Origin of the sequence: Wujia chipingensis, from assembly GCF_014337155.1 — a bacterium.
Taxonomy (GTDB): domain Bacteria; phylum Bacillota; class Clostridia; order Lachnospirales; family Lachnospiraceae; genus Coprococcus_C; species Coprococcus_C hominis.
In genome coordinates, this window is the sequence record NZ_CP060632.1 from 640,959 (window position 1) to 666,155 (window position 25,197).

Consider the following 25,197-nt stretch of genomic DNA (forward strand, 5'->3'; position numbering starts at 1 on the left):
ACCATATTGATGGAAAACAGAAGAGAAGGAGGGGCTTATGAGAAAAGGAAAAATGAAAAATTCAATTGTAACAATAGCGATGGCAATGATGCTGTCTGTAACAGCCGTAGTGGGATTTGGAACGAATGCAAAAGCAGCGGCAGGTAATACAGGTAATAAACAGTATTCGTATAGTAATATAGATCCTATAGGAAGTTGTGAATGGAGAACTAAAAATAATGCTACTAAAGTTTATGTATATCCAACTGCAGGACCTAAGATATATTATGAGGCTAATGGAAGAAAAAAGAACAGCATTACAGGTCAGTATGAAAAATTTGCAGGGTCATATTCCTATGCAATTCCAACAGGAACACAGGGAAGCATTACAAATTGGATAAATGAAAAGGGAGGGACAGAGGCCAGATTGGTAATGTCAAGAATTTCATATTCGCGACTTGACACTAGTGGAGTATGGAGCCCGGATTCAACAAGGAATTACACTATTTTTGGCTAGAAGAAAGATAGAAAATAGGGGGAAACTAGGTGAATTGTTTCCTCCTATAAAAGGAATGTGAGGAAGTATGAAAAATCGCAAAAAGTTAATAAGTGGATGCTTGCTTGGCATTGTTGGAATTGCGTGTTTACGATACATTGTGAAAAATGAAAAAGATAAGAAGTATCCGGTTGAGAGATATTGGGATGAACAAGAAGAAAAGCAACAGAATACATCTGGGGATGATACACAAACAGATTGTGATGCTGAGGAAAAAGATGTGACACATAGTGTGACTATTGATAATATAACATATGAGTTTGTAGATTGCGATATGATTGAAGATACAGAAATAGAAATGCAGACACGTTATCCGGCAGAGTTTTTTATTGACAGTGCACTTCCTGATGCAAATTATCAGACGGATCTGTTATGGGATTATGAGAAAATGTATGAGGAAATCCCTGAATTGGAGGATATAAAAGAAATTGTATTAAATCCCTATAATTATACAGAGGAAGAATATAATGCGTTGACAGATCCATATGCAAGACAGGATGCAGGTGATAAATATCGGATAGAAGGACATCCAAAATCCAGATATTATTTTGTGAAAATGCGTATAGAAAATGAATCGGTCGAATCAAGAGAAATTGTTTTAAGCGATTTATATTTGATTCAAACAAATAGAGCGAAAAGCTATGCTGTGACGACTGATAATATAATATATTTTGATAAAACGCAATATGTAGAAAATCCAGATCGACTCAGTTGGTTTACATGGTATACAATGAAACCGAAAGAGGTATTGGAATGTGTCATTGGATATGAGATAGATGAACATTCCTTATATGATTTACATGAAGAAAGACTCATGTATATAGGAACTATTAGTGTGGAAATGTTGGATTCGTGGGTAAATCCGGTATTATCCAAGACGGTTGTGCCATTGTATGATCTTATGGGGAATGAGTCAGAATAGATATAAGCAACAGTGAGGAGCGTGTGCATATGAAAAATCAGATAACCGTGTTCCTGATTATGTTTGGACTCTTGCTATGGGTAATCCAAGTTGTGAACCTGAATCGTGGGAAGGAAAACAATGTAATGTATGTGGAACAGGGACAGGAATTTTATTATGGAGGGCTTGCAATTCAGGCGGATGAGTTTCTGCTATTGGATTCGGATGAATATGGTACTTATTTTGGTATGGAGAATGATGTGGCAGATAGTGAGAAGGCTGTCTGTGTGCGATTAATGGTTCGAAATGATTCGGATGAAGCGATATCCTGGGACGATATATTTTCCGTGATAGGAGAAGGATTTGTCTGCAGGGGGTGGGGAAGTGCTTATAATCCGTATATGGGGGCTAAATTGAATAAATTTTATGGTGAACAGCTAGATACGGGAAAGAAACAGGATATTTGGATTGCAACTACGATGTCCCGTGCCTGCTTTCGTGAGAAAACATGGGAGAATCTTTCAGACATGGAGTTTGAATATGTGGTGTCGCTGTATCCGGATGCCGTACGCATCCGGTTAAAAACAGGGGGAATTATGGAGGAGCGAGCCTATGAAACCAGTGATTAAATTTGAGTTTTACAGAGCTTTTCGGTCGGTTGGATTTTATGTGGCATTGCTGTTAGGAACGGCTCTAGCAATTGGCGATATCGTACTCTTTCATAATGCATTTCGGGATACGATAGATACAAAAGTTGTGATGCAGACATGGATTGGGACAGATTATCAGTTCGTGACGAACAGTCTGTTTTATGCGCTGCTTCCGATTCTGGCAGCATTACCATATGCGGGAACTTATTATGAAGACATCAAAACAGGTTATCTGAAGAATATTTTACTGCACACTTCCAGACGTGGGTACTATATGGCAAAATCATTTGTTGTGTTTGTGATGGCAGCAATCACTGTGATGATTCCGTTGTTGTTAGATTTGATGGCGGTTATGACAATATATCCACTTCGTATGCCGGAACGACTGGAATTTCTGTCGGCTGGAATTCTGGATGTGAATTTGTTTTCCGGACTGTATGAGACAAACGGTGCATTGTATGCATTGGCATTTATCCTTTTAGATGGTTTGTTTGCAGGACTTCTGGCACTTGTTTCTGTATGTGTGGCAGAACGGGTCGAGAGTATGTTTAGTGCGATTGTAATTCCTTTTGCTTTCTATATCATGTGGAGCACTGTTATGATGGAAAACAATGATGGCAGATTTTCTGTGATGGAGATGCTAAATCCGCGACAATCGGTTGTTTTCAGCAGGCTGCAGGTCGTGCTTATGGCAGTCGGTGGAACGCTGGTTATTATACTCTGGCTGTTCTTAAAGGGAAGGAGAAAAGACGTGTTATGATAGAGGTTGAATTAAAAAATATATCGAAGACAATACATAAAACACCGATTTTGCATGATATCAATCTGAAATTCCATTCGGGAGCGATTTATGGTCTGAAAGGAAAAAATGGATGTGGAAAAACCATGCTTATGCGAACTATTTGCGGATTGATGATACCAAGCGCAGGAACGGTCAGTATCAATGGGAAAGTACTTATGAAGGATATCGAGTTTCCGGAAAGCATTGGGGCGTTGATTGAGAATCCGGCATTTCTGCCGCAATATACAGGATATAAGAATCTGTGTATGCTGGCATCGCTTCGCAGTGATATAGACAAAGAGGCTGTGGCGGAAGCTATGCGGCGGGTGCAGCTTGATCCGGAGGATAAGCGTGTATATCGGAAATATTCGCTCGGAATGAAACAGAAGCTTGGAATCGCAAATGCAATTATGGGAGAGCCGGATATTATTGTATTAGATGAACCAATCAATGCGCTGGATGAAGCAAGCGTGGAGCAGGTAAAGAAAGTGCTGGTGGATTTGCGGGAACGGGATCATCTGATTATCATTGCCTGTCATGATCGGGAAGAACTGGAGTATCTGAGTGATGAGATCATTGAGATCAAGGACGGTACAGTTGTGTGTAAGCAGAAGGAGGGAGTGGCATGAGAACAGCAAAGATGTTCTGGCGGGATATGTGTCTTGGGACGTTCCGGCATGGTGCCCGATTTCTGATCATCCCTCTTGTTGTCGTGCTGATGACTGCCGGTTTTGCGGAATATGCTGCAAACCTATACGATGCGGGGACGATTGCCGGAAGTGGAACAGCAGCAGATTATTATCTGTGTGTTATGCAGGGAATGTATATCTATAAATTCAGTCCCGATTCGACGTTCGTGATTCCGATTTCGTGGTTTATGCTTCACATCGGGCTGGCATATCTGACTGCATATTATCCATGTAAGGATTATAATGAGTATGGAGCGATTGTGATTCCGGCAGGCGGCTCCCGCATTCGTTGGTGGATTGCGAAGATGTTCTGGTGCCTGATGACAGTTTTTCTATACTATATTGGAATTGCCATAACCTGCGCGATCAGTGCCTGTGTGCATGGTGCAAAGCTAAGTGTGGATTTTTCAGTGGATCTGTTGGAACATTTGTATGGAGATTCTATGAATTATGTCAGCCAGTCCGATATGATTCTGATTTCCGTTTTGCTGCCATTTGCCATATCTGTGCTGATGACAGAAGTACAGATGCTTTTCAGTTTTTTGTTTACACCCGTTATAAGCTTTGCTGCAACGTGTGGGGTCTATATTCTGTCTGCTTATTATACCTGTTGGTGGCTGCCGGGAAGTTATACGATGTGGCAGAGAAGTTCCTATATCAATTATGAAGGCGTAAAACCGATGAGTGGATTCGTGATAGCTGTATTCGGGTTACTTTGTGTGATTGTATGTGGAACCTTATATTTTCAAGATAAGGATGTACTGGATTAAATAAAAACAGGGATTACCCTTTTGAGGTAGTCCCTGTCTTTCTGTCTTTCAAAGAAATTATGCATTCTCCAGTTTCGCAATCGCAGCCTCAATTCTTGCCAGTGTCTCGTCCTTGCCGAGGATACTCATAAGCTCGGTTGCACCGCCCGGTGTTGCCTGCTTGCCGGATACAGCGGTACGAAGCGGCCACATGACGAAGCCGGTCTTGTACTCGTGCTCTTTACCGAATGCGGAAAGAGCTGCGAACAGGCTGTCATTGTCGAACGATTCCTGTGCCTCAAGAACCGGAAGAACTTCTTTTAATAACTGCAGTGAATTCTCTGCGTTTGTCTTCATCTTCTTGTGTGTATACATTGCGATATCGTATTCCGGTACGGCTGCTAAGAAATCAATCTGCTCCTTGATATCCGGGAATACTTCGATTCTTGTCTTTACCATAGCGGCGATCTTCTTCGCATCCATCTTGTCGCCAACGACTTCCCGGATGTAAGGAAGTGCCATCTCGTAGAACTTCTCATCGTCCATTGCCTTGATGTACTCGCCGTTCATCCATTTGAGCTTCGTCATATCTAAAACTGCCGGAGACTTGGAGATATTGTGGTAGTCAAATGCTTCTATAAGCTCCTGCAAAGAGAAGATTTCACGGTTATCCTCCGGGCTCCAGCCGAGCAATGCGACGAAGTTGATGATCGCTTCGGTCAAAAATCCCTGCTCCAACAGATCCTCGAAGGAAGAGTGACCACTACGCTTGGAGAGCTTCTGGTGATCTTCGTTCGTGATCAGTGGACAGTGGATATAGGTTGGAACCTCCCATCCAAATGCCTCGTAGAGACGGTTGTACTTTGGAGAGGAAGATAAATATTCATTTCCGCGGACAACATGTGTGATGTTCATCAGATGGTCGTCCACAACATTTGCGAAGTTGTAGGTCGGGAAACCGTCGGACTTGATCAGGATCATATCGTCAAGCTCGATGTTCGGAACCGTGATGTCACCGTACAGCTCGTCAGAGAATGTCGTTGTGCCTTCTTCCGGATTATTCTGACGGATAACATATGGCTTGCCAGCCGCAAGGTTTGCCTCAACCTCTTCTTTGGAAAGGTGTAAGCAGTGCTTGTCGTAACGGGAGATGGTCTTTCCCTCGAATTCTGTGACAAGTGTCTTCAGACGGCACTCATCGCAGAAGCAGTAGTATGCCTCACCCTTGTCGATCAGCTTCTTTGCGTATTCTAAGTAGATGCCCTGCTTCTGACGCTCACTCTGGATGTATGGACCGACGCCGCCGTCCTTGTCCGGCCCTTCGTCGTGCTCAAGTCCTGTTTCCTTCAGGGTACGGTAGATGATATCGACAGCGCCCTCTACCTCACGCTCCTGATCCGTATCCTCGATACGCAAAATAAAATCGCCACCCTCATGTTTTGCAATCAGGTATGCGTATAAAGCAGTTCTCAAATTTCCTACATGCATCCGGCCGGTCGGGCTCGGTGCAAATCTTGTTCTAATCTTTGCCATTTTAATATGATAGCCTCCTGTATAACAGATAAATTCTTAGGAAATTATAACAAAGGAAAAATCATTTTACAACATATTGTTGATTATTGAATTTATTTTTAGTATACTACAAAAGGATTGTTCTCATTTTTGGGAGTGGTTATTTTTTAAGAAAGCTGGGAAATGATATGGATCGATCAATGATTTCAATGATATATTTTGTCGCATTGCTTGCGCTGTTTCTGATTATGATTATAGCAACAATCGCTGTGATTGCAAGCAAGTCGAAGCGTCGATATGATGACGAGGATGAGTTTGAAGATGGCACAGAGTATGAAGATGCGGAGCAGCTGGAAGATGAGCAGACAGTGTTTGATGATGCGGATGCCATGCTATCAGATGATTTCTATGTAGATAATCTGGATATGCCGGATGAAAATTCTGCTTTTGCGCCAGAAGCCACAGGTTATGATGATGAGTACGAGGATGAATATGCGGAGGACGGCGATTATGATGACGTCGATACAGCGGATGCAGATGATTCCTATGAAGATTATGAGAATGTAGAAGTTGATGAGTATGATGCAGAGCTTGACAGTGCATTTGATGTACCGGGATCTTTGAAGATTGATCCGGCACAGGCAAATGCGCCGACACAGGAGATTGATACAAAGGCAGTCAAGGAAGAACGTCGGAATCCAAAGCCGGAGACAGAGGATGTTATGCAGGCAGATGCAGGTATTCCGGAGATTGCGACAGAGACTGAGACGTCGGTACAGAATGAATCAGAAGATACAGCAGAGACTGTGGAAACGGATGAGAAAGAAACATCGATTATGCCAGAGGAGTCAGACTCCACAGAAAATGTGGTTTCTGCATCCATAGATGCCGTAGAAGATCAGAAAGCGATGAATACAGAAATTCCTGCGGAGCAGGAGCCGGAAGCTGATACAGTGGTGGAGAAACCGGTAGAAGCAGAGACGCCGGTTGAATCTCCAAAGAAGCAGAAGAAAAAGCATGTAAGAAAGCAGAAGAAACAGCCAGAAACAGTTGCACAGCCAAAGCCGGAGACAGACAAAGAAGACCTTTCAGATTTGGCATTTGGACCGGATATTCCAGAGATCAATATCAGCAACGAAGCGCTTGCTGCATCTGTACGGGAAGCAGAGGCGATGGGCGCAGCCATCATGGGAGATCTGAAGGCGGCAAAGGTGCCGGCCGAGACGATGTTTGGTATCAACGAAGAACTTTCTTCTTATGGTTCTAAGAAGAATAAACGTACAAAATCCAAGGTTGCAAGTGATGAAGATTTCTATTGGTATAACAAAGAGGATGCGGCAGACCGTCCGGCACGCCGTCCGATCGAAGCATATTATCATCATTTTAATATTGCAGATGACTGTATTGAGGATCTGCTGGTAGAGATGTATGACTGTGCATTGGTTCGTACCGAAGAGATCCGTTATATTGCATATGGCATTGAGCCACGGACACTTACGATGAAGGAGATTATGTCAGGTACAGTTTCTTTGAACGATCATAAGAAGAAGGAGCCGACCGAGCAGGATCTGGTTCGCATCTACGAGAAGTGGTGTGGCTATGTGGATCATTTGCTGGATAAGGTAGAAATTCATGCGGATGAGTATACAATTCAGGAAATCCGCAAACAATTATGTGCGTACGGACGAAATGACGTCGATACATTATTGGAAGGAAAATAGACAAACATGGATATTATCAGACCGAGTATTGAGACCAAAGAGTTGTTAGATCATTATTTGCAGTACAATCATTACAGAGGATGTGAATTCTCTGCTGCAAACAGCCTGTTCTGGTGTGATTTTTATCAGACGAAATTCACGATTTTAGAGGATATGCTTGTGTTTTGCAGAGTGGAGGATGGCATTCCGACTTCATTTACGTTTCCAATCGGGGAACACGATCCGAAGGATGCATTTGACAGAGTGGTAGATTACTTTGAACAAAGTAATCTGCCATTTGCTATGTATATGGTAGAGCCGGAAATGTTCGAGATGATTGAACGCTGGTATCCGGGACAGTATCAGATTGAATATGACAGAGACAGCGCCGATTATCTGTACAGACAGGAGTCGCTTGCGACACTTGCAGGCAAGAAGCTGCATGCGAAGAGAAACCATATTAACCGGTTTTTAGAGAATTACCCGGATTATCAATATGAGCGGATCAATGGGAAAAACTGGAAGGAATGTCTGGAATTAGAAGAAGCATGGGCGCGGGAGAACAACCCGGAACACGATGGGGATAAAGAAAATGAGAAAGCAGTTATTGCCTATGCGCTTGCGCATCGGAAGATGTTTGGCATGATCGGCGGACTGATCCGTGCAGAGGGCAAGGTTGTAGCATTTACATTGGGAGAACGATTGACAGAAGATACGTTTGATGTGCATTTTGAAAAGGCATACGCAGATGTACAAGGTGCGTATGCCATGATCAATCGGGAATTTGTCAGACGGGAATTGTCGGACTATACCTATATAAACCGGGAAGAAGATATGGGAATTCCCGGACTTCGCCAGGCAAAGCTGTCCTATCAGCCGGACAGCCTTGTGGAGAAAGGAATCGTAACTAAGACTTGGACACCGTAGATTCCGGTGCTCCGAGTTTTTCCATGAATAAGGTTAATGCTACACAGGCAACCAGCAGAACCACACCGACGATGATGGATACGACGGAAGTTCCATTCATGCTGTATTCCTGATTTACCTTATAGAAGATTGAAATCGGCGAAGACGCTACAAGCGCGAAGATTCCGCTGAACGTCGCAGATGCAAAATGCTTCAGCAGATAGCTTATGAGCTTGGAGATAAAGAAGATTCCAAGTACACAGCCAATCGCAAAAGGAATCAGGATGAAAAGCTGATTCAGCATGCCCTGCAGATTCAGTGTGCGGAGTGCCTCTACAAACTGTTTTACAGAATTGATAACACCGAAGTAATATCCGAGAATCATAAGCACCAGAGAACCGCTGACACCGGGGATTACCATAGTTGCACTTGCGATGATTCCCATGAAGAAGATCTTCACGATCATACCGGCACTTGCAGTCAGTGCAATGCCGCTTTCGCTGTCACCATTTAAGAATACCATTGCCATTGCTACGGCAAGTAAAATCAAAAATACAAGAATGTTCACAAGCAGAGATTTCTTCTCTTCACTTTGCCAGCCGTCCTTCAGGGAACGTAAGATCGCTGGAATACCGCCGATGATCAGCCCTGTAAATGCACAGGAAGTTGCAAATGGAAAGTTTGCAAGCAGCCACGGAATGATATAAGTAAAACCAACAATTCCAATTACCATTCCGAGTATGATCGGAAGCAGGGTCAAAAAGCTTTTTTTGAAGCTTTTCAAGAGGCTGGAAATTGCATTCAGCAGCTTGTCATAAATGCCGAACGAAACTGCCATCGTACCTCCGCTGACCCCCGGAATAACATTTGCGATACCGACAAAAACACCTTTGATCAGATCAACTAAAAAATTCAAGTTTTCTTACTCCTTCACTATTATATTGAATGTATAATACAAACTTTTGAAATTATACTATGAAAGGTATAAAAATACAATTTGAAAAAGGTAAATAAAAGATAAATAATTTATAAATCATGAAAAACTTATGAATTCGTATAAGAATAGGTTGCAATTCGTGTTTTAACATGCTATCATATGTAGTATTAAAAACCACGTGTAATAGTTCTAAAAGAGTTGAAAGGCGAAAACTATGAAATATAAGATTGTTGGAGACAGCTGTTGTGATTTTACAGCCGAGGATTTGAAAAAGGAATATATCAGCCGGGTACCGTTGATTCTCACAGTTGGGGATACGGATGTGATTGATGATGATACCTTTGATCAGGAGAAATATCTGGATATGGTAGACCGATGCCCGGAATGCCCTCGTTCTTCCTGCCCTTCACCAGAGAATTATATGCAGCATTTTGAAGGTGCGGAAAATGTATTTGTAGTGACACTTTCTTCCAAGTTAAGCGGCTCCTACAACAGTGCAATGCTTGCAAAGCAGATCTATCAGGAGAATCATCCAGATGTAAAAATCCATGTGTTTGATTCGAAGTCGGCAGCGGCAGCACAGCATCTGATCTGCGAGCGTCTGGAACGCTATATAGAGCAGGATCTTGACTTCAAGACGATCGTGGAAAAGACAGAGGAATATGTTGGAGAGATTCGTACACTTTTTGTACTGGATAACCTCGATACGATGCGGAAGAACGGAAGAATTACGAAGGTAAAGGCACTGGCAGCCAATATGTTAAATATCAAGCCGGTACTGCATGGTGTTGACGGAGAGATTCAGCAGCTTGATCAGGCGCGCGGCATGAACAAAGCGTTAAATAAGCTGTTGTCGCATATTGAGAAAGAAGGCTATGACAATACCAAACCGGTTCGTATCACACAGTGTGGCAGTATGGAGCGAAGCAAGAATGTACGGAAGATACTGATGGAACAGTTCGGATTTACGGATGTGAAAATCCTTGATGCCAACGGAATCAGCTCCACGTATGAGAGCCGTGGCGGAGTGATCGTTTGTTTCTAATTTTATATTTCAAAAGATTGGAAAAGACAAGATGCGGAAAACATCTTGTCTTTTTTTGCGTGGAATGATACTATTTATAAATACGCTTTTTACAGATGAATCAAGATACGAAAATGGGAGTAACAAGCTATGAAGAAAAAACTAAATCGAAGAAATAAACTGGCAGGCTGGCTGATTGGTGCCGTCTGTATGATGATGCTCGGTGGCTGTGGAAAGAAACAGGATGGAACAACGGAGGCAGTTACAACAGCAGAACCTGCAGTTGTGGCAACGAATGCGGATGCAGCGCAGGAACCGGATCTGCCGATGGATGCCGATGGTTACTATATTACAAATGATTATGTGAAAACGTTGGGAGAGACGATCAATGTCCGCGTGGCAGCATCCACGGACGCAGATATTTACAAGCTGCTTCCGGGTGGTGAGATATTAAATCGTGTCGGTTACAATGAAGAGTGGACAAAGGTTATGGTGGATGGCAGTACATTTTACGTGTATTCCGAATATGTGATCCAGACAGAACCGCCAGCCGGAACCCTGCCAGATACAACCGAGGAAGAGACACCGACGGATACGGCAACAAAAAGCGATGCCGAGAAGGTAAAGAAGATCGTTATGCTTGATCCAGCCAATCAGGCGGTTGTGAATGCGGAACAGGTCGAGATCGGACCGAATACTGATGTGACCAAACAGGGGGCATCTACGGGAAATGTTGGAACGACACTTGGAACGAAAGAGAGTGAACTGAATCTGACTTATGCGAATCTGTTAAAGACAGAACTGGAAAGCCGTGGTTACCAGGTGCTGATGACAAGAGATACCGATGAGATCAATTTGTCGAACAAGGATCGTGCATTGCTTGCGAATGATTCAGAGGCAACCGTGTATGTGCGTATTCAGATGAATTTCAGTGAGAACAGTTCCCTGACTGGTGTAATGGGTGTGTGTATGACACCGGATAGTGAATTTAACAGTGACTTGTACAATGACAGTTACCGTTTGGCAACGCGTTTGATTCAGGGTGTTCTGGATAATACTGCATGTACGAATCAGGGAATTTACGAGACAGACCAGATGACAGCCATTAACTGGAGTGAAAAGCCAGTCGCACTGATCAAGCTTGGATATCTGAGCAATGAAGAGGAGGAATCCAAACTGATCGATCAGGATTATCAGAAAGAAATCGTTCAGGGACTTGCAGATGGCTTAGATGCGTATTATGGATATTAAATTGGAGGATAGATTGTATGCGAGATTATATCGTTATAAGTGATTCAACAGCAGATTTGCCAATTGCGGTTGTAAAGGAATTAGAAGTTCCGATCGTACCTTTTTCCTATTCAATCGAGGAGCAGGTGTACGAGTATTATCTGGATGAGCGCGATGGAGACATTGGAAGCTTTTATGAGCGCCTGCGCAAGGGTGCGATGCCTGTGACGTCACAGATCAATCCGGCGATGTATCAGGATTTTTTTGAGCCATATGTGAAAGAAGGAAAGGATGTTTTATACATCAGTTTTTCTTCTGGCTTAAGTGGTTCGTATCAGTCTTCTATGCTTGGCGCGGATATGGTGCTGGACAAATACCCGGAAGCAAAGATCGTATGTGTGGATTCCCGGTCAGCCGCTGTGGGACAGGGGGCGTTTCTGTATGAGATCGTAAGGAAGAAACGGGAAGGCCTGGATCTGGATGCGCTTGCAGAGTGGGTGAAGCAGACACGCGGACATGTGCATCACTGGTTTATGGTGGAAGATCTGTTCCATTTAAAACGTGGCGGACGTGTATCAACCGTCGAAGCGATGGTCGGAAGTGCCCTTAAAATCAAACCGATTCTGAGTGTGGATGAAGAAGGCAAGCTGGTTATCCGTTCCAAAGCACGTGGAACAAATAAGGCGATGGAATACCTTATTGCAAAGACCGTGGAAGAGGGCGGCGATTTAAGCACACTCCGTGCCGTAATCGGACATGCGGACTGCATTGAGAAAGCAGAAAAATTAAAGCAGATGGCGGTGGACGCTGGTATGCAGGCGGACAATCTGATGATTGCGCCAATTGGACCGATCATTGGTACGCATGTCGGTTCTGGTATGTTAGCGATTGCATTTGTAACAAATATGTAACAAACTATTGACACCTTTGTAAGATAATGTTAAGATACTTCTGTAATAAAAATGTAACAATATGTGTAAGAAGTTACAAAAATATTTTGCAAGGTGAAAGAAATGAGTAGAAGAACGAAGTTAAAAGTACGGAATATGCGATTATTCCTCACAAAGAATGTATTTAACAGTCGTTACATAGTTAGAAATATTTTAGCCTTTACGATTATGGTTACAGTTGTTGCCATGTGTGCAGGCGCAGGCATTATGATTGGAAACAGGAAAGAAGCAAAAGCAGATACAGTTGTTGCTTCTGGAAATGTGGAAGAGGTTGTGACTCTGGATGGTTCGATGACTTCTATGAATGCAGCCGGAACCAATATGATCCGTGCAGATCTGGAGTCTGTTATGACTGCAGATAAGGAAGCAAAGGAAAAAGAAGTGGTTGCTGCGGCAGCTGCAGAGTTTACAGATAAGTGTGCAGCTAATCGGGATGATGTGAATGTCCGTGCAGAGGCATCTACGGATTCTGCAATCGTTGGCCATATGAATATCGGTGCTTGTGGCGATGTGCTTGCACAGGCAGACGGATGGGTGCAGATTTCGTCTGGTGATGTAAAGGGCTATGTGAAAGCAGATTATGTTACAATCGGCGAGGAAGCATATGCACTTGCAAAGCAGTATTATTCTATGACAGCCGTTGCGAAGGAAGATGGTATCAATCTTCGTGCAGCAGCCAATAAGGACGCTGAGGTTGTCGGTGCGGTTTATGAGAATGTAACTTATACAGTTACACCAGAGAAAACAGATGATGCATGGGTATGTCTTCAGGTGGCAACTGGTACCGAAGGATATGCAAGTGCAGATTATATGGAAGTCACAGAAGGATATCGTGTTGCAGAGCCAGTCGATGGTACAGCGGTAGACGAAGATACAACTTCTGAGGAGACATCTACAACTGAGACAAAGAAGGCTTCTGGCAGTGTAGAGGAGAACAAGCAGTCGACACAGACAACAACAGAAAAGACTTCTACAACACAGCAGACAACAACAGAAGCAACAACACAGGCAAACAACAGCTCGAATATCGGCTCTTCATCCAGAACACCGGTATCCCTGAGTGATGCAGATATCAATCTGATGGCAGCTGTAATGACACTGGAATGTGGAAATGAGTCCTACGAAGGACAGCTTGCGGTAGCAAATGTAATTTTGAACCGCCTGCAGTCTGGCGCATGGGGCAGTACGATCAGCAGTGTTGTTTATGCAGCCAACCAGTTCAGCGTTGTATCGGATTCCAGATTGCAAGGACTGATTCAGAACGGTGCGCAGGCAAGCTGTATTCAGGCAGCCAGAGATGCGTGTGCAGGCAATAACAACATCGGTGATCTGATGTCATTCCGTCCTGCAAGATATGTGGATACAAGTACACTTGGAACCTATAAGCAGATTGGTAATCACGTGTTCTTCAAATAGACAGAGAGATAAGAAAAGCAACATGTTAGCGGGCAGCTAAGATGTTGCTTTTTTTCTTGCTTTCTTGTATGGAATTGGGTACAATGTAGAAGTATTATGACAAAAAATAAAGGTAGTCAAAGAAGGAAAATAATGAAGGTAGCATTGATTGCTTCGGATAATAATGCAAGTTCTGGAGCTTTCCTAAGCATGACAAATCTTGCAATACAATTAAATCAATTACATGTAAAAACGATTGTGATCATTCCAAAGGAAGGACCTTATGTAGGACCTGGCGATGGAGTAAACTTATTAAGAAAACACAAAATCAAATATTATGTGGTTCCATCCATATCAGGAGTTGTATCATGTGATTTTCCAAGAAATATACTGGCAACACTGGGGCAGATAAAATATATTTTAAGAAATAAAATCTATGCACGTGGATTGGCGGGTATCCTAAAGAAGGAACATGTGGATTTGGTGCATATTAACACGGTGTATAGCTATTTTGGCGCATATGCTGCCCGTAAGGTGAATATTCCTTATGTATGGCATATCCGGGAGTTTTTGGAGGAAGATCAGGGGAATGAGTTCTATTTTCCGAAATATATGTATAAGTTGATGAACCGGGCAGATCTAGTCATTGCCATTTCCCGTAGCATTTATAAAAAATATAATAAATCACTTCATAAAAATGTCATGAAGGTTATATATAATGGAATTGACATAGATCAATTTTATAAGCCAGAGAGACAGATATTTGAAGATTCGATATTGAAACTTTGCTATGTTGGCGGACTTTCAGAATTAAAGGGAACGGATGATTTGATTGAGGCTTGCCGCTTGTTGAATCAGGAGGGGTATCAGGATGCATACCGGCTGATGATTGCAGGAAGAGGTGGGGAAGAGTATGAGGAAGCATTGCGCGAGAAATTAAAAGCGAATCATATAGAAAATGTAGAACTGCTTGGATTTCGAAGTGATGTGCCCGATGTGATGGCACAGGCAGATGTATCGATTGTAACTTCCCGGTGTGAGGCGTTTGGACGTGTAACCGTGGAAGCAATGCTGACGGGAAATCTGGTGCTGGGTGCGGATTCAGCGGGAACAAAAGAACTTTTGAAAGACGGAAAATTCGGTGTGCTGTATCAATGCGGAAATCCAGAAAGTATTAAGCAGAAGATGCTATATATTTTAAATCATAAAGAAGAATTGCGGGAGATAGCAAAGACAGCCCGTGATTTCATGGCAGAGCATATGACAGCAAAGAAAAATGCCGAAAACATATATCGTGAATACCAGCGAATTTTAGGAGAGTAAAATGGCAGATATTATTTTTGCGTTTGTGGTACTCCATTATAATGAACCAAAAGTGACAGAAAAATGTGTGAAAGCAATCCGGGAGAATACAAAGAAGCACAGTTCAGAGATTGTCATTGTTGATAATTGTTCTCCGGATGGTTCAGGGGGTTATTTGGAGAAAAAATATAAAGACCAACCGCATATTACAGTTTTGAAAGCAGAGAAAAATCTGGGGTTTGCCAGAGGAAATAACATTGGGTATACCTATGCAAAGCAGACGTTGCATGCGGATTATATATGTGTGATGAACAATGATGTATTGCTGTTACAGCCGGATTTTATAGAGCGGATTGTACAGGAGTATGAGACGTCGAAGTGTGGAATAGTTGGACCGCATATCACATTATTGAACGGCTATACCAATTATATGTATCTCAAAATACATACGCGGGAATATTTTGAACATGAATTACAAATGTCGAAACAGATGTACCGGTATTATACTTCCAGACTTTATCCGGTTCGAAATATAATCAATCGAACACTGGACAAACTGCTCCCTGCGTTGAAGTTTCAGAAGCAACCGGTTAAGGAGACATTGGACGATAAGATACAGATGGTGATTGCGAGCAAGCAACGGCACAAAAATATCGTTTTGCATGGCTGCTGTCTGATTCTGACACCGCTCTATATTGGAAAGTTTGATACAGCATTTGACGACCGGACATTTATGTTCCGTGAGGAAGAGCTTTTATATTTGCGGTGCCGCAAGCATGAAATTGAAACGGTATATGAACCGTCGATTGATATTCTGCATTTGGAGGATATGTCTACCAATGCAACATTTAAGAAGGACTGTAAACGGGAGGCGTTTAAAAACAAATGCCAGATCGATTCGTTACAGATTTTGCTGGAGGAACTAAGATGAAATATGGAGTCGTAATTGTAACATATAACCGGTTAGAATTACTGAAGGAATGTATTGAGAATTGTATCAGACAGACAATCCCGTTTGAAAAGATTATTATCGTAAATAATTGCAGTACCGATGGAACGGACGAGTATTTGCAACAGTACAAAGCAGATATGCGGTTTGTGATTTCGGAACAGACGGAGAATCTGGGCGGTGCAGGCGGATTCCGTGTAGGATTGGAGCTTGCAGGTAAAGAAGATCTGGACTGGGTGCTGATCATCGATGATGATGCGATGATCGCAGAAGATTATATTCAGAAATGTGACCGCGTGATTCGCCGGTATCCGAATGTGGTAGCATGTTCGGGAACGGTTTATACGGATGGAAAGATTCAGACGATCCACCGGAGAGTGATTGCAAACCGGACGTTGTATCTGGAGAAGAACGTTCCGTTATCTGCATATGAGCGCAAATGCTTCCGCTACGATCTGGCAACGTTTTGCGGTTTGATGGTTCGTGCAGATATCCTTGCAAAGATTGGACTTCCGAAATCAGAATATTTTATCTGGTATGACGATACCGAGTTTTCGATGCGCCTGCGGAAGTATGGCGGCATTGTAAACGTCAATGCGGCACATCTGAATCATAAAACGGTGTTGCCATCGGGTGAACAGAAGGGCTTTTTCATGCGGATGGGCTGGAGAACCTATTATGGACACCGGAACCGACTGGATGCAGTGAAAACGCATTGCAGCAAGGTGACACAGCTTGTGATCTATGCAGAGTTTATGGTCTTTATTGCATGTGGCGCAGGTATGTGCCTGATCCCGAAATACCATCGTCAGGGAAAATATATCACACGAATGTTGTGGGACGCGTGGATGGATGGGAAAGCAGGAAGATTAGGAAAAAATAAAAAGTATGTACCAAACTAGGAGGGGAATTATGATTATACAACCGCTTTTGTTTCCGAAGCAGGAGGTCTGCCCGGAGCAGAAAATGTATTATAGAATTAAGGAAGACAAGATATCGTTAGAGACATATTTTAACGCATTTTCAATTGGAAAGTGGAAGAAATATACCGATCTGGATAACCTTTATTTTGAGGTAGAGTCCGAAGAAGCATTGCAGTTTACCTGCGTACACGCAGTCGGCAGTGTAGCAGCCGGACATGATTGTACACGGGAAATGATTCAGAAGGAGTCGCCATCTAAGTATGTAGCAGTTGTGCGTCGTAAAATTCCGTGTTCCGTGTCAAAGGATGGAAACAAATATCATCTGCAGTTTGAGGAATTGCCAGACGATGGTATTTTGTATGTGAATATAAAATGCCAGAAAGAGGTATCTGATATCTCGGAGGTTTTATTGTCCGGTGGGTATGGAACAGAGGCTGTGATGACGCAGAAGCCGGTCATTGCACTTGGAATCTGTACATTTAAGCGGGAGGAGTTTTTAAAACGAAATGTTAATCTGGTATTGAATCACATTATCAATAATCCGGACAGCCCGCTTTATGGAAATCTGGAGGTCTATGTATCCGATAATGGACAGACGATCGAGCCGGATACCTTTGACAGCGATAAGATTCATGTATTCCCGAATATCAATGCGGGTGGTGCAGGTGGATTTACCCGCTGCATTATGGAAGCTTTGTTTTATAGAAAACCATCGCCATTTACGCATATTATCCTGATGGATGATGATATTCTGCTTGATACAGCCGTAGTAGAACGGACATGGTTGTTCCTGTCACATGTGAAGAAGGAATATCAGGGCGCAATCCTTGGTGGCGAGATGTTTGAGCTTGACCGTAAATATATGCAGTTTGAGGCAGGTGCTTTGACACATTGGCAGCTAAATGATTTCTATCATCGCCATTATGACATGCGCAAGCCGGATATGGTAAGTGCAAACGAGCAGGAGACACCGATCAATTACAGTGGCTGGTGGTATAACTGTATTCCAACAACAGAGATACAGGCAGACAATCTCCCAATTCCTGCATTTATTCATTTCGATGATATTGAATACGGTGTGCGCCATTCAGACAAGGGTGTCATCCTGATCAATGGTATTTGCGTATGGCATCCACAGGCACCAAACAAGGCGTCTGTATCGATGTCATATTATGACATGCGAAATGCATTGATTGCGGAGGCATCTACGATGAAAGAACTTGGCTCACCGTGGAAGCTGCTTGGATATATGACGATGATGATGGGAATTCATGTAGTTGATTACCGGTACAATCTGGTAGAGTGTATCCTGCAGGGATACAATGATTTCCACAAGGGACCGGAAGCATTTATGCAGATCGACCCGGTACAGAAACATGCAGAGCTTGCAACACTCAATTACAAGTTTATCTCACCGGAAGAAGCAGGCATCAAGGAGCCGGTGAAGATGAAGAAGAATTTCTTCCCGCCGTTTGTCAATGGAATCATCTGTATGTTTTGCTGGTTGTTGCCACCATTGCGGGATATCAAGGCAGTATCTGCGATCGGTATCGAGCAGCCACATATCTACAAGCGGATGTTCCTGTACGATGAAGAGAAGAATGCAGGCTATATCCTGCAGAGAGATTACAAGAAAGGTTTCCATTATCTGGGCGAGTATTTAAAGACAGCCAAGAATATCCTGCTGTATTACAAGCGGGACAGAAAGAAATGGCATAAAGCAAGACCACAGTTTACTTCTTTGGAATTCTGGGAGAAGTATCTGAAGCTTGATAAATAATCAGACAAAAAAAGAACCCCGGCATTTGCCGAGGTTCTTCTTTTTATAGAACACGTAAATTTATTTATCGTTATTCTTATCCTTTTCTTCACGCTTCTGGTCGAGCATTGCACGAACCTTCATAGAAAGACCGAACAGATGGATGAAGCCTTCTGCGTCGTGATGATCGTACAGATCGCCAGTTGTAAAGCTTGCAAGTGACTCAGAGTAGAGTGTATAAGGAGAAGTTGTACCAGCCTTGATGATGTTACCTTTGTAAAGCTTGAACTTCACTTCACCTGTGATACGATCCTGTGTGCTCTCGATAAATGCCTGCAATGCCTCACGGAGTGGGCAGAACCATTTTCCTTCGTATACAAGATCTGCATACTTGTCTGAAACTGTCTTCTTGAATGCAAGTGTATCTCTGTCGAGGATCAACTCTTCCAACTGCTTATGAGCAGCTAAGAGGATGGTTCCACCAGGAGTCTCATAGACACCACGGGACTTCATACCAACGACACGGTTCTCTACGATATCTACGATACCAACACCATGCTTGCCACCGAGACGGTTCAGCTCACGGACTACGTCGGACATCTTCATCTGCTTGCCATTGACTGCAGTCGGAACACCCTTCTCGAAGTTTACAGTTACATATTCAGCCTCATCTGGTGCCTTCTCAGGATATGTACCAAGTACAAGAAGGTGATCCCAGTTTGGCTCCAAAGATGGATCTTCAAGCTCCAGACCTTCGTGGCTGATGTGCCAGATGTTACGGTCACGGCTGTAAGATGTTGTCACATCAAATGGAAGATCGATGCCGTGCTTCTTACAGAATGCGATTTCATCCTCACGGGACTGCATCGTCCACTCTGGCTGTCTCCATGTTGCGATGACATTTAAGTCTGGTGCAAGTGCCTTGATATTGATCTCGAAACGAACCTGATCATTTCCCTTACCAGTAGCACCGTGGCAGATCGTTGTAGCACCTTCCTTACGTGCGATCTCTACCAGCTTCTTTGCGATCAGCGGTCTTGCAAAAGAAGTACCAAGCAGATACTCATACTCGTAAGTTGCATTTGCCTTTACACCTGGAAGGATGTACTCATCACAGAATTCATCAACGACATCCAGAATGTAGAGCTTCTCAGCTCCTGAATATTTGGCTCTCTCGTCGAGGCCTTCCAGCTCGCTTTCCTGTCCGACATCGATACATACACATACAACATCGAAATTGTAAGTTTCCTTTAACCAAGGGATGATTGCTGTGGTATCCAGACCACCAGAATACGCAAGAATAACTTTCTCTTTACCCATCAAAGTTTCCTCCATAAAATATGTAATAATTCACGTTGCGACACGTTTTGTCTAGTATACTTCTTTTTTCTGCAAGATGCAACCAGAAATTTTGCATATTTCTGCATAATATGTGTATAAATGAATAAAAATATGCATAAAACAATATTATCCTGTAAAATTATACATAAAATATTGAAATAGGGTTGCATAAATAAAACTACGGATGTATAATGAGACAAATTTGTGATTACGGAAAAGAGGCAGGAACAATGGTAAAGGTCGGAATTATAGGAGCAACCGGATATGCCGGTCAGGAATTAGTACGTATTTTGCTGGGACATAAGGACGCAGAGATCGTCTGGTATGGTTCCAGAAGTTATATCGATCAGGAATACGCATCTGTATATCGGAACATGTTTCAGTTAGTCGATGCGAAATGTATGGATGATAATATGGATGAGCTTAGCAAGCAGGCGGATGTAATCTTTACTGCGACACCGCAGGGGCTTTGCGCATCGCTTGTAAATGAGCAGATCTTATCGAATACGAAGATCGTGGATCTGTCCGCGGATTTCCGTATCAAGGATGTAGCGACGTATGAGAAATGGTACAACTTAGAGCACAAGAGTCCACAGTTTATCGAAGAGGCAGTATATGGACTGTGTGAGATCAATCGTGAGGATATCAAGAAGGCACGTCTGATCGCGAATCCGGGCTGTTATACAACCTGCTCGATTCTTTCTCTGTATCCACTCGTAAAGGAGCGTCTGGTTGATGTCGATACGATCATCGTGGATGCGAAATCCGGAACATCCGGAGCGGGACGTGGCGCCAAGGTTGCAAACCTCTACTGTGAGGTCAATGAGAGCATCAAGGCGTACGGCGTGACAACACACCGACATACTCCGGAGATCGAGGAGCAGCTTGGTTATGCTTATGATGGTACACCGCTTACAATCAACTTCACACCACATCTCGTACCGATGAACCGCGGTATTTTAGTAACAGCATATGCAAAGCTTGTGAAGGATGTCTCTTACGAGGATATCAAGGCGGTGTATGATAAATATTATGGCAAGGAGCGCTTCGTGCGTGTGCTTGAAAAGGGCGTCTGCCCGGAGACACGCTGGGTAGAAGGCAGCAACTATGTGGATGTGAATTTTGTGATTGACCCTAGAACGAAACGTGTCGTTGTGATGGGTGCGATGGATAATCTGGTGAAGGGTGCTGCCGGACAGGCAGTTCAGAACATGAACCTGATCATGGGCTTACCGGAAGAAGAAGGACTTCTGATGCCACCAATGTTCCCATAACAAGGTAAGGTTTAGCAACAACGATTTATACAAAAAGAATTTGTGATTAATATGTGGATAGAGACGGATGCAATTACGAATTCTAAAGCAGACCATTGAAGCACGTTGGTACTTAATGAACGGCAAACTTGTTTGACGTGAATTTAGTACCACTACGTGATGAAGTGAGCGGGAGCGCGTCTGCGTAGAATCGTAATTGTATCCGTCTCGATACAAATAATAAGGAGGAAATCGAGATGAAGCAGATCGAGGGCGGCGTAACCGCCGCAAAGGGATATACAACAGCCGGCACAAGAGCCGGAATCAAAAAAGGAAAGACAAACAAGGATATGGCAATGATCTTCTCAGAGAAGCCGGCGGTCACCGCAGGTACCTTCACGAAGAATCTTGTCAAGGCAGCTCCGGTACTCTGGGACAAGAAGGTCACAGATGCTGGTGTGGCACAGGCAGTTGTAATAAATACCGGTATTGCAAATGCATGTACCGGACAGGCAGGCTATGAGAATGCAGCAGAGACAGCAAAGCTTGCGGGCGAGGCATTGAATATTTCATCCGATACGGTGCTGGTTGCATCGACTGGTGTCATCGGATTTACATTGCCGATGGACGTGATTGCAGATGGTGTGAAGAAGCTTTCCGGTATGCTGAAAAGTGATGTACAGTCTGCACAGGATGCCGCAGAGGCAATCCTTACAACCGATACGCATCCGAAACAGATTGCCTATGAGACAACAATCGGTGGAAAGACAGTCACATTTGGAGCAATGTGCAAAGGTTCCGGTATGATCCATCCGAACATGGGAACGATGCTTGGGTTCATCATGACAGATGCAGCAATCTCGAAGAATCTGCTGGACAAGGCGCTGAAGGGTTCTATCGAGGATACATTTAACATGGTATCGGTGGACGGCGATACATCAACGAACGATACCGTATTAGTGATGGCAAATGGTATGGCAGGTAACCCGGAGATTACCGAGGAGAACGAGGATTACGAGGCATTCAAGGAGGCACTGCTTGCAGTCAATACTTATCTTGCAAAGCAGATCGCCGGTGACGGAGAGGGGGCAAGCCGTCTGTTCGAGGTGCAGGTGAAACACGCGAAGGATAAGCAGACAGCAAAGGTGCTTGCAAAGTCTATCATCACTTCCAACCTGACGAAATGTGCAATCTTCGGAAAAGACGCAAACTGGGGACGAATTCTGTGTGCAATGGGATATTCTGGCGCACAGTTTGATCCACTCAAGGTCGATATTGTGATGGCATCTGAAAAAGGCGAGATTGCACTGGTCGGAAATGGTGTGGCAACTGCCTTTGATGAGGAGAAGGCAGCAGAGATCCTGTCGCCGGATGTCGTGATTGCAAAGGTCGATGTCCGTGATGGCGATGCGGAAGCAACTGCATGGGGCTGTGACCTCACCTATGATTACGTGAAAATCAATGCGGACTATCGTTCCTAGGATGAATGAAAATGGAGGAAAACAAGATGGTAAATAATGATTCAATGGATATGATACTTGCGAAAGCGCAGACACTGATCGAGGCGCTTCCTTACATACAGAAATTCAACGGCAAGCGTGTCGTTGTCAAATACGGTGGAAGTGCAATGGTTGATGAGAACTTAAAATACAATGTCATCAAGGATGTTGCCCTGCTGAAGTTGATCGGTATGGAGCCGATCATTGTACATGGCGGCGGCAAGGAGATCAGCGCATGGTTAAAGAAAATCGGTAAAGAATCCGAGTTCGTAAATGGTCTGCGTGTGACTGACGAGGAGACACTCGATGTCGCAGAGATGGTACTTTCCAAGGTCAACAAGAGCCTGGTATCTATGATGCAGAAGCTTGGATTAAAAGCAGTTGGTATCAGCGGTAAGGATTCCGGACTTCTGAAGGTACAGAAGAAGCTTTCCGGCGGCAAGGATATCGGCTATGTCGGAGAGGTTGTATCCGCAGATCCTACGATTATTGACACACTGATTGCAAATGATTTCATCCCGGTTATCGCTCCGATTGGTATTGGCATCGACGATTATCATGGCTATAACATCAATGCAGATGATGCAGCATGTGCGATCGCAACAGCCATCAACGCAGAGAAGCTTGTATTCCTGACCGATATCGAAGGTGTATTCGTAGATCCAACGGACAAGACAACTTTGATTTCCGAGATGGATATTAACGAAGCACAGGAATTTATCGACAGCGGCGTTGTCGGCGGCGGTATGCTTCCGAAGCTTACAAACTGTATCGAGGCAATGAAGAACGGTGTTGCACGTGTCCATATGCTCGATGGTCGTGTAGAGCATTGCCTGCTTCTGGAGTTCTTTACAGAAAAGGGTATTGGTACTGCGATTTTGAAGGAACCATTATTCTAATTTGTTCGAATGAAAATGAAATAATTAACACAAACTACCTCTATATACATTTTGTCTATGGAGGTAGTTTTTTTATGTGGGGAATAATAGTCGCATTGATATCCGGTGCATTGATGAGTGTACAGGGTGTATTTAATACAGGCGTGACAAAGCAGACATCGACCTGGCTTGCTTCCGCATGGGTGGCATTTTCCGGATTTGTTGTTGCGATTGCCCTGTGGGCGATCTTTGAGCGGAATCAGGCAGGGATATTCTCGCTTGCGCAGGTCGATCACAAATATATGCTGTTAGGCGGTGTGATCGGTGCCTTTATTACATGGACCGTCATTACAGCGATGGCAGGATTGGGACCGGCGAAGGCAGTGCTGCTGATTGTGATTTCGCAGCTATTGATTGCATACCTGATTGAGCTTTTTGGCTGGTTCGGTGTCGAGAAAGCAGATTTTCAGTGGACGAAGCTGGTTGGTATCGTTGTGTCCGTAGTGGGATTTATCATTTTTCAGTGGGAGAAGTAACTTTTTTTCGTGAAATCCGCCTATTGTAATTCCGTGGGAAGTTCTGTACAATGGGTGTATGTCTTGAATATGCAATATGGAATACCAGACTTTTTTAGAAGGGAGCTATTTCATTTTGCAGTACATAAAATTTATAATTGCTGGCTGTGTGTTGGCAGTGGCTTTGTGTGGCTGTGGCAGACAGGTAAAGCTGCTTACGAGTGAGACACAGACAGAAACGCAGATGATGGATGACGCTGGTGGAGAAGAAACAGTGGTTTCATCGGCAGAGGCGTTTGCAACGACGACAACCGAAGCGGAAACACCGGAGCAGGAGCAGTCAGACGATGTGGCTGTGTATGTGTGTGGTGCGGTACGACAGCCGGGTGTCTATTATGTTGCAGGTTCTGCAATCAGAGAGACAGCGGTTCAGATGGCAGGTGGATTTACCGATGATGCGGATGTTACCTATGTGAATCTGGCGCAGACCGTTGTGGCGGGAGAACAGATCTACATTCCGACGATGGAGGAGACAAACGGGATTTCCTTATCAGGTCGGGAGACAGATGGGACATCGGCGCAGGATGCACCAGCCGGTACAAATGTGGAAATGGACGGGAAGATCAACATCAATACCGCCGGAAAAGACGCACTGATGACATTGCCGGGAATTGGCGAGAGCAAAGCGGATGCGATTATCGCATATCGGGAAGCCCAGGGGAAATTTCAGAACACGGAGGAGCTTATGAATATCCGTGGAATCAAAGAGGGCATATATAATAAAATCAAGGACTTAATTATTGTGGGATGAGGTGTATA

General features: G+C 43.7%; 24 protein-coding genes. 21 read left to right on the plus strand and 3 right to left on the minus strand.

Annotation, left to right across the window (positions count from 1 at the left end; all coding sequences use genetic code 11):
* Nucleotides 1-37 precede the first annotated feature (37 nt).
* The 6 genes from H9Q76_RS03115 (at nucleotide 38) to H9Q76_RS03140 (ending at nucleotide 4,326) form a co-directional block, all read left to right on the plus strand.
* A complete protein-coding gene (locus H9Q76_RS03115; protein ID WP_118373730.1) occupies nucleotides 38-496 on the plus strand; it encodes a hypothetical protein in 459 nt (152 codons plus the stop codon).
* Between the two features lie 67 nt (nucleotides 497-563).
* A complete protein-coding gene (locus tag H9Q76_RS03120; RefSeq protein WP_021985703.1) occupies nucleotides 564-1,457 on the plus strand; it encodes a hypothetical protein in 894 nt (297 codons plus the stop codon).
* A gap of 29 nt (nucleotides 1,458-1,486) precedes the next feature.
* A complete protein-coding gene (locus H9Q76_RS03125) occupies nucleotides 1,487-2,065 on the plus strand; it encodes a hypothetical protein (RefSeq protein WP_021985702.1) in 579 nt (192 codons plus the stop codon).
* The gene (locus H9Q76_RS03130) at nucleotides 2,049-2,846 is read left to right on the plus strand and encodes a hypothetical protein (RefSeq protein ID WP_118373728.1); all 798 of its coding nucleotides are present in this window, start codon (nucleotides 2,049-2,051) and stop codon (nucleotides 2,844-2,846) included. The genes H9Q76_RS03125 and H9Q76_RS03130 overlap by 17 nt, the downstream gene beginning before the upstream one ends.
* Nucleotides 2,843-3,496, plus strand: a complete 654-nt coding sequence (locus tag H9Q76_RS03135) for an ABC transporter ATP-binding protein (RefSeq protein ID WP_330594738.1) — start codon at nucleotides 2,843-2,845, stop codon at nucleotides 3,494-3,496. Before H9Q76_RS03130 ends, H9Q76_RS03135 begins: the two co-directional genes overlap by 4 nt.
* Entirely contained in the window at nucleotides 3,493-4,326 is an 834-nt protein-coding gene (locus H9Q76_RS03140; RefSeq protein ID WP_249321602.1) for a hypothetical protein, read from the plus strand. Before H9Q76_RS03135 ends, H9Q76_RS03140 begins: the two co-directional genes overlap by 4 nt.
* 57 nt (nucleotides 4,327-4,383) lie before the next feature.
* Here H9Q76_RS03140 and gltX read toward each other — a convergent pair whose 3' ends face one another.
* Complete coding sequence (gene gltX, locus H9Q76_RS03145) at nucleotides 4,384-5,838, minus strand: glutamate--tRNA ligase (protein ID WP_249321604.1); 1,455 nt, start codon at nucleotides 5,836-5,838, stop codon at nucleotides 4,384-4,386.
* 167 nt (nucleotides 5,839-6,005) lie between these two features.
* Here gltX and H9Q76_RS03150 point away from each other — a divergent pair, with 167 nt between their 5' ends.
* Nucleotides 6,006-7,538 carry a hypothetical protein gene (locus tag H9Q76_RS03150; RefSeq protein WP_249321605.1) on the plus strand — a complete coding sequence of 511 codons (1,533 nt, stop codon included), beginning with the start codon at nucleotides 6,006-6,008 and terminating at the stop codon, nucleotides 7,536-7,538.
* Between the two features lie 6 nt (nucleotides 7,539-7,544).
* Nucleotides 7,545-8,444 carry a DUF2156 domain-containing protein gene (locus H9Q76_RS03155; RefSeq protein ID WP_118734834.1) on the plus strand — a complete coding sequence of 300 codons (900 nt, stop codon included), beginning with the start codon at nucleotides 7,545-7,547 and terminating at the stop codon, nucleotides 8,442-8,444.
* On the opposite strand, the gene H9Q76_RS03160 is transcribed toward H9Q76_RS03155, so the two are convergent.
* Nucleotides 8,425-9,339 carry a DUF368 domain-containing protein gene (locus H9Q76_RS03160; protein ID WP_118734835.1) on the minus strand — a complete coding sequence of 305 codons (915 nt, stop codon included), beginning with the start codon at nucleotides 9,337-9,339 and terminating at the stop codon, nucleotides 8,425-8,427. The two genes, H9Q76_RS03155 and H9Q76_RS03160, sit on opposite strands and share 20 nt — an antisense overlap.
* Nucleotides 9,340-9,574: 235 nt before the next feature.
* Between H9Q76_RS03160 and H9Q76_RS03165 the strand changes: the two genes are divergently transcribed.
* The 8 genes from H9Q76_RS03165 (at nucleotide 9,575) to H9Q76_RS03200 (ending at nucleotide 18,913) form a co-directional block, all read left to right on the plus strand.
* Nucleotides 9,575-10,405 carry a DegV family protein gene (locus tag H9Q76_RS03165; protein WP_021985694.1) on the plus strand — a complete coding sequence of 277 codons (831 nt, stop codon included), beginning with the start codon at nucleotides 9,575-9,577 and terminating at the stop codon, nucleotides 10,403-10,405.
* 129 nt (nucleotides 10,406-10,534) lie between these two features.
* Nucleotides 10,535-11,635 (plus strand): N-acetylmuramoyl-L-alanine amidase, encoded by a 1,101-nt coding sequence (locus tag H9Q76_RS03170; protein ID WP_021985693.1) that lies wholly within the window; start codon nucleotides 10,535-10,537, stop codon nucleotides 11,633-11,635.
* Between the two features lie 17 nt (nucleotides 11,636-11,652).
* Complete coding sequence (locus H9Q76_RS03175) at nucleotides 11,653-12,525, plus strand: DegV family protein (RefSeq protein ID WP_021985692.1); 873 nt, start codon at nucleotides 11,653-11,655, stop codon at nucleotides 12,523-12,525.
* Between the two features lie 102 nt (nucleotides 12,526-12,627).
* The gene (locus tag H9Q76_RS03180; protein ID WP_021985691.1) at nucleotides 12,628-13,980 is read left to right on the plus strand and encodes a cell wall hydrolase; all 1,353 of its coding nucleotides are present in this window, start codon (nucleotides 12,628-12,630) and stop codon (nucleotides 13,978-13,980) included.
* Between the two features lie 132 nt (nucleotides 13,981-14,112).
* On the plus strand, nucleotides 14,113-15,282 hold the full coding sequence (locus tag H9Q76_RS03185) for a glycosyltransferase family 4 protein (protein ID WP_021985690.1): 1,170 nt from the start codon (nucleotides 14,113-14,115) through the stop codon (nucleotides 15,280-15,282).
* A gap of 1 nt (nucleotide 15,283) precedes the next feature.
* The gene (locus tag H9Q76_RS03190) at nucleotides 15,284-16,192 is read left to right on the plus strand and encodes a glycosyltransferase (RefSeq protein WP_117780841.1); all 909 of its coding nucleotides are present in this window, start codon (nucleotides 15,284-15,286) and stop codon (nucleotides 16,190-16,192) included.
* A complete protein-coding gene (locus H9Q76_RS03195; protein WP_181985587.1) occupies nucleotides 16,189-17,112 on the plus strand; it encodes a glycosyltransferase in 924 nt (307 codons plus the stop codon). Before H9Q76_RS03190 ends, H9Q76_RS03195 begins: the two co-directional genes overlap by 4 nt.
* A gap of 10 nt (nucleotides 17,113-17,122) precedes the next feature.
* A complete protein-coding gene (locus tag H9Q76_RS03200; RefSeq protein ID WP_195541316.1) occupies nucleotides 17,123-18,913 on the plus strand; it encodes a glycosyltransferase in 1,791 nt (596 codons plus the stop codon).
* A 60-nt stretch (nucleotides 18,914-18,973) separates the two neighbouring features.
* On the opposite strand, the gene H9Q76_RS03205 is transcribed toward H9Q76_RS03200, so the two are convergent.
* Nucleotides 18,974-20,212, minus strand: coding sequence for an argininosuccinate synthase (locus H9Q76_RS03205; RefSeq protein WP_021985686.1), 1,239 nt, complete (start codon nucleotides 20,210-20,212; stop codon nucleotides 18,974-18,976).
* 251 nt (nucleotides 20,213-20,463) lie between these two features.
* Between H9Q76_RS03205 and argC the strand changes: the two genes are divergently transcribed.
* The 5 genes from argC (at nucleotide 20,464) to H9Q76_RS03230 (ending at nucleotide 25,189) form a co-directional block, all read left to right on the plus strand.
* Entirely contained in the window at nucleotides 20,464-21,507 is a 1,044-nt protein-coding gene (argC, locus tag H9Q76_RS03210; protein WP_021985685.1) for an N-acetyl-gamma-glutamyl-phosphate reductase, read from the plus strand.
* A gap of 236 nt (nucleotides 21,508-21,743) precedes the next feature.
* Entirely contained in the window at nucleotides 21,744-22,967 is a 1,224-nt protein-coding gene (gene argJ / locus H9Q76_RS03215; protein WP_249321607.1) for a bifunctional ornithine acetyltransferase/N-acetylglutamate synthase, read from the plus strand.
* A gap of 26 nt (nucleotides 22,968-22,993) precedes the next feature.
* Nucleotides 22,994-23,884 (plus strand): acetylglutamate kinase, encoded by an 891-nt coding sequence (gene argB, locus H9Q76_RS03220; protein ID WP_330594741.1) that lies wholly within the window; start codon nucleotides 22,994-22,996, stop codon nucleotides 23,882-23,884.
* 74 nt (nucleotides 23,885-23,958) lie between these two features.
* Nucleotides 23,959-24,399 (plus strand): DMT family transporter, encoded by a 441-nt coding sequence (locus H9Q76_RS03225; RefSeq protein WP_021985682.1) that lies wholly within the window; start codon nucleotides 23,959-23,961, stop codon nucleotides 24,397-24,399.
* 115 nt (nucleotides 24,400-24,514) lie between these two features.
* Nucleotides 24,515-25,189, plus strand: a complete 675-nt coding sequence (locus tag H9Q76_RS03230) for a helix-hairpin-helix domain-containing protein (RefSeq protein ID WP_227573342.1) — start codon at nucleotides 24,515-24,517, stop codon at nucleotides 25,187-25,189.
* Nucleotides 25,190-25,197 lie beyond the last annotated feature (8 nt).

What these genes read in the sequence shown, in the direction of transcription:
- argJ (WP_249321607.1), top strand. Translation starts at nt 21,744, where the DNA reads ATGAAGCAGATCGAGGGCGGCGTAACCGCCGCAAAGGGATATACAACA.
- H9Q76_RS03115 (WP_118373730.1), top strand. Translation starts at nt 38, where the DNA reads ATGAGAAAAGGAAAAATGAAAAATTCAATTGTAACAATAGCGATGGCA.
- H9Q76_RS03155 (WP_118734834.1), top strand. Translation starts at nt 7,545, where the DNA reads ATGGATATTATCAGACCGAGTATTGAGACCAAAGAGTTGTTAGATCAT.
- H9Q76_RS03135 (WP_330594738.1), top strand. Translation starts at nt 2,843, where the DNA reads ATGATAGAGGTTGAATTAAAAAATATATCGAAGACAATACATAAAACA.
- H9Q76_RS03150 (WP_249321605.1), top strand. Translation starts at nt 6,006, where the DNA reads ATGGATCGATCAATGATTTCAATGATATATTTTGTCGCATTGCTTGCG.
- argB (WP_330594741.1), top strand. Translation starts at nt 22,994, where the DNA reads ATGGTAAATAATGATTCAATGGATATGATACTTGCGAAAGCGCAGACA.
- H9Q76_RS03225 (WP_021985682.1), top strand. Translation starts at nt 23,959, where the DNA reads ATGTGGGGAATAATAGTCGCATTGATATCCGGTGCATTGATGAGTGTA.
- gltX (WP_249321604.1), bottom strand. Translation starts at nt 5,838, where the DNA reads ATGGCAAAGATTAGAACAAGATTTGCACCGAGCCCGACCGGCCGGATG.
- argC (WP_021985685.1), top strand. Translation starts at nt 20,464, where the DNA reads ATGGTAAAGGTCGGAATTATAGGAGCAACCGGATATGCCGGTCAGGAA.
- H9Q76_RS03120 (WP_021985703.1), top strand. Translation starts at nt 564, where the DNA reads ATGAAAAATCGCAAAAAGTTAATAAGTGGATGCTTGCTTGGCATTGTT.
- H9Q76_RS03175 (WP_021985692.1), top strand. Translation starts at nt 11,653, where the DNA reads ATGCGAGATTATATCGTTATAAGTGATTCAACAGCAGATTTGCCAATT.
- H9Q76_RS03190 (WP_117780841.1), top strand. Translation starts at nt 15,284, where the DNA reads ATGGCAGATATTATTTTTGCGTTTGTGGTACTCCATTATAATGAACCA.
- H9Q76_RS03195 (WP_181985587.1), top strand. Translation starts at nt 16,189, where the DNA reads ATGAAATATGGAGTCGTAATTGTAACATATAACCGGTTAGAATTACTG.
- H9Q76_RS03205 (WP_021985686.1), bottom strand. Translation starts at nt 20,212, where the DNA reads ATGGGTAAAGAGAAAGTTATTCTTGCGTATTCTGGTGGTCTGGATACC.
- H9Q76_RS03185 (WP_021985690.1), top strand. Translation starts at nt 14,113, where the DNA reads ATGAAGGTAGCATTGATTGCTTCGGATAATAATGCAAGTTCTGGAGCT.
- H9Q76_RS03140 (WP_249321602.1), top strand. Translation starts at nt 3,493, where the DNA reads ATGAGAACAGCAAAGATGTTCTGGCGGGATATGTGTCTTGGGACGTTC.
- H9Q76_RS03170 (WP_021985693.1), top strand. Translation starts at nt 10,535, where the DNA reads ATGAAGAAAAAACTAAATCGAAGAAATAAACTGGCAGGCTGGCTGATT.
- H9Q76_RS03180 (WP_021985691.1), top strand. Translation starts at nt 12,628, where the DNA reads ATGAGTAGAAGAACGAAGTTAAAAGTACGGAATATGCGATTATTCCTC.
- H9Q76_RS03130 (WP_118373728.1), top strand. Translation starts at nt 2,049, where the DNA reads ATGAAACCAGTGATTAAATTTGAGTTTTACAGAGCTTTTCGGTCGGTT.
- H9Q76_RS03200 (WP_195541316.1), top strand. Translation starts at nt 17,123, where the DNA reads ATGATTATACAACCGCTTTTGTTTCCGAAGCAGGAGGTCTGCCCGGAG.
- H9Q76_RS03125 (WP_021985702.1), top strand. Translation starts at nt 1,487, where the DNA reads ATGAAAAATCAGATAACCGTGTTCCTGATTATGTTTGGACTCTTGCTA.
- H9Q76_RS03165 (WP_021985694.1), top strand. Translation starts at nt 9,575, where the DNA reads ATGAAATATAAGATTGTTGGAGACAGCTGTTGTGATTTTACAGCCGAG.